General features: G+C 31.2%; 4 protein-coding genes. All 4 read right to left on the minus strand.

What is annotated here, in order from left to right:
• The coding region (locus AB1414_16610; GenBank protein ID MEW6609040.1) for an ATP-binding protein at nt 1–516 on the minus strand (516 nt) is incomplete at its 3' end.
• Nucleotides 513–803, minus strand: a complete 291-nt coding sequence (locus tag AB1414_16615; GenBank protein MEW6609041.1) for a hypothetical protein — start codon at nt 801–803, stop codon at nt 513–515. The genes AB1414_16615 and AB1414_16610, both read right to left, overlap by 4 nt.
• A 268-nt stretch (nt 804–1,071) precedes the next feature.
• Nucleotides 1,072–3,090: a leucine-rich repeat protein gene (locus tag AB1414_16620; protein ID MEW6609042.1), complete on the minus strand. Its 2,019-nt coding sequence runs from the start codon at nt 3,088–3,090 to the stop codon at nt 1,072–1,074.
• 726 nt (nt 3,091–3,816) lie between these two features.
• Nucleotides 3,817–4,152, minus strand: a complete 336-nt coding sequence (locus AB1414_16625; protein ID MEW6609043.1) for a DUF4177 domain-containing protein — start codon at nt 4,150–4,152, stop codon at nt 3,817–3,819.
• Between the last annotated feature and the right edge of the window lie 50 nt (nt 4,153–4,202).

The following is a 4,202-nucleotide window of genomic DNA, read 5'->3' on the forward strand; positions in this document are numbered from 1 at the left end:
ATTAAAATAAGATTGAGCTTTCTCCTCATCGTTTTCAATAAAGCTGAGATGTTCCCATGTAATTATCGTTCCATGTTTTTGTATCTCTCTAGGATTCTCAATTAAAAATGCTTCCCACTTATTGACTTTTAATAGGTGATCAAAATCCAAAACTGCAGTAAATTGATTGTTGTCCAATTTTTTCGTTGAAATGGATAGTTTTCGACAGTATGATGCGGATGCAGACTTTAAACCCAAACTGAATCTACCCAGATCTTCTACCTCTCGGTTATCCCTTATGGATTTGTGTGCTATTCTTAATGAATCTTTTAGATCTTCTAGGCTCATACCATATCCATCATCCGTGATGGTAACGGTTGAGTCCATAAATCTATAATTAAAGTCTACACTAATGTTGCGAGCCTTTCCGGATATACTATTGTCTATCAAATCAGCGATTGCCGCTTCCAATGTATACCCTGAATGACTGATTGTTTCCATCAAATTAGGCGATGGTGCTATCTCGAATGTGTTCATAATATATCACTCTCACAATACTCCAAGTACTTTAAATAATTGTTATAAGCTGCCGATAAAATGTGGTGCCATTTCAAATTAAGTAATACCAAATCCAAATTGGATTCGAATTTTTCAATGAGGGCCTTAAATTCACTCGGTTTATTTATAGACAAAAAATCACAGGTTATAACCGCCCCATATTTTTGTTCAATTAAATCCTTCATTTTTTCTAGTGATCGTATGTACTTCTCGGCTGTAACAATCTTTTTGCCTTTTACGTTTATGATATAATCTTGAAAACTCAATATATCCCCTCCGAGTGATCGATTAATATAATTAACATTATAATTTTTTAAGTAATGTGATCATGCTATTTATCTTATTTTAACATAAAAAAGCGATTATAAACCGATTTCAAATTCACGATCGTTTGTATTATATAAAGAAGTATTCGTATTTAAAGAAAAAAACCAAGATCATCGCTCTTGGTTTTAGTTACAAACCAGCATTATCTTAATATCGATATTCCATTAGGTACAAAATAACAATCATCAAAGAACATAGTCATGCATTTCATTCTAATCTTGTAACAATGAATAGTGTTTGTGGATCTCTATCGTTAATAACCACAATATTTTCTCCAAAGTTAAGAAAATGAAGGTTTTGGTCTACCATCTCACTCACCATAGGAACAACTCCTGAAAAATCGAAATCCTCAGAAAAGAGCAGTATGGCTCCATACGATTCGCCACCCACAGATGTATATGCTAAAAAAGAATAATAACTGTCAATTACGAAAGAAAACCTACTTATCATTGCATCATGTATGTAAAATTCATTTTCGAAAATGATTTCATATGAAGCACTGATTTTTCGAAAATAGATGGTATTATAATCTCCAACACCAATCATTACTATCGAATTATCTTCAAGGATATCAAGTTGTGCTGTCTCCACATACCCTGGAATCTCAAATGTTGTACTATAGATGATACCACTTTCGTCGTAAACATGAATCAATTCATCACGACAAATGCTATTGACACAACTTCCTAAATTTTGAAATGTACCAGTAATAATAAATTCTTCATCACGATATTCGATTTTGTCATAACTGCATCCAGGATAATCATCGCAATAGTATTGTGCGATTTTTTGATACGAGGTATCGAACAATGCAAAGCTGGATTTCTCGTAAGATTCTCCCTCTCCAATGATCCCTATTTTTCCACTTTCGTTAACGGTAAACGCTCTGGGAATTCGCATACCAACATTATCTAAAACATTTACAGTATATGAGCTAAAGTCAGGAACAAACTCAATAACAGTACCTGGTAAATAAGTGTTACTGTCTGCATTTAGCGGAATTTGATAAGCTAGTAAAAGAATCCTACCATCGTATAAAACCAATGAATCAACGTATCCATATGAATAATCTTCTATGATAAAATGTTGAATTTGGATCAACTCATTATTATCTAGCTTGTATATATCAATAATTTGAGACGTGTTAGTACTATTAAAATCTTTCTCCATATAAATATAATAGACTTGATCATTCAAAATAAAGACTGGAAGAATATATGGAGGATAATAGTCAACCAATTCAAAACTATTAGAAAACTCATATTCAGTATCAAACGAATTTTCTGTGATAAGCCCCATAAACTCATAATACATTGCATAGTATCCAAGTTCACCATTTACTGTGATGTCATACAATGAATTCCCTTTGAACAGGTCTTTTGAAGCTTCAAAAGGTATTGATACATCGAGTTCTGAAAGGTTGTTGTTCATAAATGCTCCACGATGAAAATACATTGAATTATTATCAGGATTGGTTGGAATTATAAGTGTTGAAATATTGTTATTACTGAACGCATATCCACCAATGCTGAACAATGTATCTGATAAAGCAATACTGTTTATCCCAAGATTATTAAAAGCATAGTACCCAATGTCAGTCACTCTTATATCACCGATACCAGGTACAGGAATGTTTCTGGGAATCACCACATCCAGTCCATAAATAGGATCATAGTTAACAATAGTACTATATTCCCAAGCAAATGTAAATCCTTCGAATTCAATTAGTTGAACTGAAGTGTTTGCTAATGAAAACCCAATACGATTGTAAGTATTGAAGACATCGGTTCCTGTAAAATTGATTGTATTAAGAGGATTCCCTTCAAAAGGTAAATACCCAATCTCATACAAATCTGAAAATTCAAGTGTTTTAATTAAGTTGTTTGCGAAGCTATTAGACCCCAGAAACTGAAGTGTTGCTGGTAAAGTAAGGTTTGAAATCTTATTCCCATAAAATGCATTATCTTCAATTCTTAGAATAGAGTCTGGAATAACAACACTCGTAATTCCTAATTCCATAAAAGCGCCTTCACATATGGTTGTAATGTCTATTTCTTTTACGGTTGTGGGTATTTCGACTTTATCACCATAAGAAATATCATATCCTATAATAGCATGTTGTTCTTCATCAATAATAAATGCATCTTCAATGTCTTTTTCACCACATCCGGCTATAATTAACGATAATAGAAAAACTAAAAAAATAAAAGCGTTTATCTTCATCATGTTTCCCCTCCTATTTTCCGAATATTTATGAACACATTGTAACATTATAGTGTTTGTTTATCAATAACTTTTCTATAAAAGGTGTTTATCGAAATCACATTTTGTCGTTTTTTCTGAGAACTGAATTCCATTGATTAATATTAGTTCAAGTTCTACAATTCCATGGTATATATCTAAATCAAAATTTTTGGGATCTTCTATAAATATTCCTGGATGAGTTGGATTTAAATTTTAATATTAATGTCTTGATGAATCGAACGAGCACACCAAAGGGCAATTATATTTATGAACTAATCAATGCCTTGATTAATATAGAAATATTCCCGGATTTCAGTTTATGTAAAACGAACGATGTATATTAATCCTTTAAAGAATATATTTTTTAATTATGATAACTAACGATTTTAATATGTATAAATATAAAACCTCATCAGAATTTTTAACTCTGCTGAGGATTGTTTAAGGTTGATGAGCGTCTACTTATTAATGACAAGTGCAAATTGTATAAACCTGTGCTTATTATAGGTTTGGGTTACTAATTTTGTTATATATTACACCCCATCAATTCTTTTTACATTCAAATAGATTTTCAATACCATATCAAATCTAACCATGACTCCTTATCCTATATGTCAACTTTGATTATATATATTTGTTTTAAGTTATGTGTGGAAATATGAATTGCAAATATTTCATTTTATAATGGTTCGTTAAGATAAGTAAACCTCAAAGAACTTTAATGGTTCTTTCGAAAATCAAGTCGTACTTTAGGCTTGCGCCTAAAACAGTTAGATTGGAAAATGAAACTAATTTAAAGCCCTTCAAAGCGTTATTTTTAATGTGTTCTATTATGTTACCTGTTGTAGTTAAAATTTTATATTCTACTGTAACACCTTTATCCTCCAATCTATCTTCATCTCTTTCAAATATAATATCATACTTAATTGTTGAACCAAAAACATTACTTGCTGAATAAGCAATGACTCTCCATCCGTCTCTTGCAGCATCATTCATGCTATCCAGGATATTTTTCATTAAAGATAAATGTTTATATTCCTTCATTTAATAATACTCCTTTCATGTGAAAATACTCCATTTTTCTTTTTTTATAA

It is taken from the genome of bacterium (assembly GCA_040755795.1).
In the GTDB taxonomy this organism is placed as follows: domain Bacteria; phylum UBA9089; class CG2-30-40-21; order CG2-30-40-21; family SBAY01; genus JBFLXS01.